Origin of the sequence: Demequina sp. (assembly GCF_016278765.1) — a bacterium.
Classification (GTDB): Bacteria; Actinomycetota; Actinomycetes; order Actinomycetales; family Demequinaceae; genus Demequina.
On sequence record NZ_JADQBE010000086.1, the window covers coordinates 1 to 5,235 of the forward strand.

The 5,235-nt window shown below is 63.0% G+C and carries 12 protein-coding genes and 1 pseudogene; all 13 read right to left on the reverse strand.

Features of this window, described 5'->3' with window-relative positions:
- The coding region (gene rplF / locus QZZ29_RS12285) for a 50S ribosomal protein L6 (RefSeq protein ID WP_291383652.1) at positions 1-484 on the reverse strand (484 nt) is incomplete at its 3' end.
- Between the two features lie 17 nt (positions 485-501).
- Positions 502-900, reverse strand: coding sequence for a 30S ribosomal protein S8 (rpsH, locus tag QZZ29_RS12290; protein WP_291383654.1), 399 nt, complete (start codon positions 898-900; stop codon positions 502-504).
- 55 nt (positions 901-955) lie between these two features.
- The gene (locus QZZ29_RS12295; protein WP_291383656.1) at positions 956-1,141 is read right to left on the reverse strand and encodes a type Z 30S ribosomal protein S14; all 186 of its coding nucleotides are present in this window, start codon (positions 1,139-1,141) and stop codon (positions 956-958) included.
- A gap of 2 nt (positions 1,142-1,143) precedes the next feature.
- A complete protein-coding gene (rplE, locus tag QZZ29_RS12300) occupies positions 1,144-1,707 on the reverse strand; it encodes a 50S ribosomal protein L5 (RefSeq protein ID WP_291383658.1) in 564 nt (187 codons plus the stop codon).
- Positions 1,707-2,048, reverse strand: a complete 342-nt coding sequence (gene rplX, locus QZZ29_RS12305; RefSeq protein WP_291383659.1) for a 50S ribosomal protein L24 — start codon at positions 2,046-2,048, stop codon at positions 1,707-1,709. Before rplX ends, rplE begins: the two co-directional genes overlap by 1 nt.
- 1 nt (position 2,049) lies before the next feature.
- On the reverse strand, positions 2,050-2,421 hold the full coding sequence (rplN, locus tag QZZ29_RS12310; protein WP_291383660.1) for a 50S ribosomal protein L14: 372 nt from the start codon (positions 2,419-2,421) through the stop codon (positions 2,050-2,052).
- A gap of 62 nt (positions 2,422-2,483) precedes the next feature.
- Positions 2,484-2,771, reverse strand: a complete 288-nt coding sequence (gene rpsQ, locus QZZ29_RS12315) for a 30S ribosomal protein S17 (protein ID WP_291383662.1) — start codon at positions 2,769-2,771, stop codon at positions 2,484-2,486.
- Positions 2,772-2,788: 17 nt separating this feature from the next.
- Positions 2,789-3,028 carry a 50S ribosomal protein L29 gene (gene rpmC, locus QZZ29_RS12320; RefSeq protein ID WP_291383663.1) on the reverse strand — a complete coding sequence of 80 codons (240 nt, stop codon included), beginning with the start codon at positions 3,026-3,028 and terminating at the stop codon, positions 2,789-2,791.
- On the reverse strand, positions 3,025-3,447 hold the full coding sequence (gene rplP / locus QZZ29_RS12325; RefSeq protein ID WP_291383665.1) for a 50S ribosomal protein L16: 423 nt from the start codon (positions 3,445-3,447) through the stop codon (positions 3,025-3,027). The genes rpmC and rplP overlap by 4 nt, the downstream gene beginning before the upstream one ends.
- A gap of 3 nt (positions 3,448-3,450) precedes the next feature.
- Positions 3,451-4,275: a 30S ribosomal protein S3 gene (gene rpsC, locus QZZ29_RS12330; RefSeq protein WP_291383667.1), complete on the reverse strand. Its 825-nt coding sequence runs from the start codon at positions 4,273-4,275 to the stop codon at positions 3,451-3,453.
- Positions 4,275-4,640, reverse strand: coding sequence for a 50S ribosomal protein L22 (gene rplV, locus QZZ29_RS12335; protein ID WP_291383669.1), 366 nt, complete (start codon positions 4,638-4,640; stop codon positions 4,275-4,277). The genes rpsC and rplV overlap by 1 nt, the downstream gene beginning before the upstream one ends.
- Positions 4,641-4,668: 28 nt before the next feature.
- A complete protein-coding gene (gene rpsS, locus QZZ29_RS12340) occupies positions 4,669-4,947 on the reverse strand; it encodes a 30S ribosomal protein S19 (protein WP_291383672.1) in 279 nt (92 codons plus the stop codon).
- 12 nt (positions 4,948-4,959) lie between these two features.
- Positions 4,960-5,235: pseudogene (locus tag QZZ29_RS12345) on the reverse strand (50S ribosomal protein L2); the annotation flags it as partial.

Consider the following 5,235-nt stretch of genomic DNA (forward strand, 5'->3'; position numbering starts at 1 on the left):
CACCCTTGCCCTTATAGGGCTCGGGCTTGCGAATCTTGCGAATGTTGGCCGCGACTTCGCCCACCTGCTGCTTGTCGATACCCGACACGGAGAACTTGGTGGGTGATTCCACGGTGAACGTGATTCCCTCAGGCGCCGCGACGGGCACGGGGTGCGAGAAGCCCAGGGCGAACTCGAGGTCCGAGCCCTTGGCCACCACGCGGTAACCGGTGCCGACAATCTCAAGCTTCTTCTCGTAACCTTCGGTCACACCCTTGACCATGTTGGCCAACAGGGTGCGCGTCAGGCCGTGAAGCGACTTCGAGATGCGCTCGTCGTTCGGGCGCTTGACATCGATCACTGCGTCGCCCATTTCGGCGACGATGGGGGACGCGACGGTGTGATGCAAGGTGCCCTTAGGGCCCTTCACAGTCACGGCTGCGCCGTCGATGGTGACATCCACTCCGGAGGGAACCGGAACGGGGAGCTTGCCGATGCGAGACATAGATCTCTCCTTTCCGGCTACCAGACGTAGGCAACGACTTCGCCGCCCACGCCCTTCTTTTCGGCCTCGCGGTCCGTGAGCAGACCGGAGGAAGTGGACAGAATCGCCACACCGAGTCCACCAAGCACCTTGGGGAGGTTGGTCGACTTTGCGTAGACGCGCAGCCCGGGCTTCGAGATGCGGCGCACACCCGCGAGCGAACGCTCACGGTTGGGGCCGTACTTCAGAGACAGCGTGAGCGTCTTACCCACCTCGGCGTCTGCGACTGCGGAGCCATTGATGTATCCCTGCTCCTCGAGGATCTTGGCGATGTTCGCCTTGAGCTTCGAATGGGGCATGGACACGGAGTTGTGGTACGCCGTGTTGGCGTTGCGCAGACGCGTCAGCATGTCTGCGATCGGGTCGGTCATTGTCATGAGTGAGTCACTCTTCCTCGTCGTGGTTTCCGTGAAGGACCTGCGGCGTAGTGGTTTACCAACTGCTCTTGGTGATGCCGGGAAGTTCGCCGCGGTGCGCCATTTCACGGAAGCACACACGGCAGAGGCCGAACTTGCGGTACACGGAGTGCGGACGTCCACACTTCTGGCACCGGGTGTAAGCACGTACCGCAAACTTCTGCTTGCGGCCCGCCTTCACCTTGAGGGAGGTCTTCGCCATCGCTACTTCTCCTTGAAGGGGAAACCCAGCTGCCTGAGCAGCGAGCGACCCTCGTCGTCGGTGGTGGCGGTCGTGACAACAGTGATGTCCATGCCGCGCACCCGGTCGATCTTGTCTTGGTCGATCTCGTGGAACATTGACTGCTCCGTGAGGCCGAACGTGTAGTTGCCGTTGCCGTCGAACTGCTTGGGGCTTAAGCCCCGGAAGTCGCGGATACGAGGCAGTGCCGTCGAGAGCACGCGGTCGAGGAATTCCCACATCCGGTCGCCGCGCAGCGTGACGTGCGCGCCGATCGGCTGACCCTCACGCAGCTTGAACTGCGCGATGGACTTGCGAGCCTTGGTCACCTGCGGCTTCTGGCCGGTGATGGCCGTCAGGTCGCGGATGGCACCTTCCATCAGCTTGCTGTCCTTGGCTGCGTCGCCCACACCCATGTTCACGACGACCTTGGTGAGGCCGGGAACCTGGTTGATGTTCGTGTAGCCGAACTCCTCGTTGAGCGCAGCGATGATCTCTGCGCGGTACCTCGCCTTGAGGCGAGCTTGGGTAGTCGTAGCGGTCGCCATTAGTCGATGTCCTTACCCGAGCGCTTGGCGACGCGGACCCGCTTGATGCGAGTACGGCCGTCACGCTCGACCTGCTCCGCGCGGAAGCCCACGCGAGTGCCCTTCTTGGTATCCGGGTCAACGAGCATCACGTTGGAAAGGTGCAGTGGCGACTCGACGGTGACAATGCCACCCTCCATGTTGTCGCGGCGTGTCCCCGGCTTGATGTGACGCTGTACTCGCTGGATGCCCTCGACGACCACGCGGTCCTCGTCCTTCAACACCTCAAGCACGTGGCCCTGCTGGCCACGGTCACGTCCTGCAATGACGACGACGAGGTCGCCCTTCTTGATCTTCGCCATGTCAGATCACCTCCGGAGCAAGCGACACGATCTTCATGAATCGCCTGTCACGCAGCTCGCGACCCACCGGGCCGAAGATACGGGTACCACGAGGGTCCGTGTCCTTGCCCTTGAGAATGACGGCGGCGTTCTCGTCGAACTTGATGTATGAGCCGTCGGGACGGCGGGTTTCCTTCACGGTGCGCACAATCACGGCCTTGACGACTTCACCCTTTTTGACGTTACCGCCGGGGATTGCGTCCTTGACCGTGGCAACGATGACGTCACCGATGCCGGCGTAGCGACGGTGCGATCCGCCGAGAACGCGGATGCACAGGATCTCCTTGGCACCCGTGTTGTCGGCGACACGCAGTCGCGACTCCTGCTGAATCATGTCTTCTTCTCCTGTCGTCTGGTTCTCGTCGCTGTGGGCGGCGAGCCTGGTCGAACGTTGGGTTACTTGGCCTTCTCGAGGATCTCCGCCAGGCGCCAGCGCTTGGACGCTGACATCGGGCGGGTCTCCATGATGAGCACGAGGTCGCCGATGCCGGCGGTGTTCGTCTCGTCGTGCGCCTTGACCTTCGAGGAACGGCGCATGACCTTGCCGTAGAGCGCGTGCTTAACGCGGTCTTCGACCTCAACGGTGATGGTCTTATCCATCTTGTCGGACACGACGTAGCCGCGGCGCGTCTTGCGTTGCGCGCGGTGCTCTACGGTCGCGGTAGCGTGCTTCTTGCTCGTCATACTTATTACCTCTTGACTTACGACTTCGCCGCGGGGGCGGTGCGGATGCCGAGCTCGCGCTCGCGCAGGATCGTGTAGATGCGCGCGATGTCACGCTTGACGGCCTTGAGTCGCCCGTGGCTCTCCAACTGGCCGGTGGCCGACTGGAAGCGCAGGTTGAACAGCTCGGCCTTCGCCTTCTTGAGCTCCTCTGCGAGGCGCTCGTCCTCCATCGCGTCGAGCTCGATCGGCTCGAGGCCCTTGGTACCGATGGTCATGAGATGTCACCACCCTCACGCTTGATGAAGCGGGTCTTCATGGGGAGTTTGTGCTGCGCGCGGCTCAACGCCTCGCGAGCGAGATCCTCGGGGACTCCGGCCAGTTCGAACATCACTCGGCCGGGCTTGACATTGGCGATCCACCATTCAGGCGAACCTTTACCGGAACCCATGCGGACTTCGGCTGGCTTCTTGGTCAGCGGGCGATCGGGGTAGATGTTGATCCACACCTTTCCACCACGCTTGACGTGACGGGTCATGGCAATGCGCGCGGCCTCGATCTGACGGTTCGTCACGTATGCCGGCTCGAGAGCCTGGATGCCGTACTCACCAAACGACACCTCCGTGCCACCGGTGGACATACCGGAACGGCCCGGGTGGTGCTGCTTGCGGTGCTTCACTCGACGGGGAATCAGCATGACTTAGCTCTCCTTCCCAGCTTCGGCCTTGGGGGCCTCGACCGCGACAGGTGCTGCCGCGGCCGCTGCACGGGGGGCGCCACCGGTGCGAGGGCCACGGTCACCCGCGCCGCCGCGAGGTCCGCGGTCTCCGCCGCGAGCGCGCTGAGGTGCACGAGGAGCCTTGGCCTGCTCGGCCGCCCACTCCTTCTCGGTCATGTCGCCCTTGTAGATCCAAACCTTGACACCGATCTGGCCGAACGTCGTCTTGGCCTCGAAGAAGCCGTAGTCGATGTTGGCGCGGAGCGTGTGCAGGGGCACACGGCCTTCACGGTAGAACTCGGAGCGCGACATTTCGGCGCCACCGAGACGGCCCGAGCACTGCACCCGAATTCCCTTGGCGCCGCCGCGGAGGGCCGACTGAATGCCCTTACGCATGGCGCGACGGAAAGCAACGCGCGAGGCGAGCTGCTCGGCGATGCCCTGAGCCACCAGCTGGGAGTCGATCTCAGCGTTCTTCACCTCAAGGATGTTGAGCTGGACCTGCTTGCCAGTGAGCTTCTCAAGAGAGGAGCGCAACTTGTCTGCCTCGGCGCCACGGCGACCGATGACGATGCCCGGACGCGCCGTGTGAAGGTCGACGCGAACGCGCTCACGCGTGCGCTCGATCTCGACCTTGGACACGCCTGCGCGCTCAAGGTCCTTCTTCATCATGTCGCGAATCTTGACGTCTTCGCCGACGTAGTCACGGTAACGCTCTCCGACCTTGGTGGAGTCCGCGAACCAACGCGAGCGGTGGTCGGTGGTGATGCCCAGGCGGTAGCCGTGCGGGTTGACCTTCTGACCCATTACTTGGCCCCTTCCTTGACGGGCGTCGCCACAGTCACGCTGATGTGGCTCGTACGCTTGAGAATCTGATTGGCGCGACCCTGTGCACGAGGCCGAATGCGCTTCATCGTCGGACCCTCGTCCACAGTGATCGCGGTGATGACGAGCTCACGCTCGTCAAAGCGCTCACTGGCGGCTTCGGCCTTCTGACGAGCGTTCGCGATCGCAGAGTCGATGAGTTTGCGGACGTCGATGGCAACCGCCTGCGGCTGGAACTTGAGCGAGGCAGACGCCTCGACCGCGTTCTGACCGCGCACGAGGTTAACCACGCGGCGTGCCTTCTGGGCAGTGGTGCGGAGGTACCGCGTCTGCGCCTTGGCTTCCATGTTGATCTACTCCTGTTTGCCGGGCGCCTTAGCGGCGGCCCTTGCGGTCGTCCTTGATGTGGCCCCTGAACGTGCGTGTGGGTGCAAATTCACCCAGCTTGTGACCGACCATCGACTCGGTGACGAACACCGGGACGTGCTTACGGCCGTCGTGCACGGCAAGAGTGTGACCCAGGAAGTCGGGAGTGATAACACTCCGTCGCGACCAGGTCTTGATGACGTTCTTGGTGCCGGCTTCATTCTGGACGTCCACCTTCTTCTGGAGGTGGCCATCGATGAACGGGCCTTTCTTCAAGCTACGAGGCATGTCTATCGCTCCTTAGCGCTTGTTCTTGCCGGTGCGACGACGGCGCACGATGAGCTTGTCGGATTCTTTGTTGGCACTGCGGGTGCGGCCCTCAGGCTTGCCCCACGGGCTGACGGGGTGACGTCCACCGGACGTCTTGCCCTCACCACCACCATGCGGGTGGTCCACCGGGTTCATGACGACACCGCGGACGGTCGGGCGCTTGCCCTTCCAACGCATGCGGCCGGCCTTGCCCCAGTTGATGTTCGACTGTTCGGCATTGCCGACCTCGCCGATCGTGGCACGGCA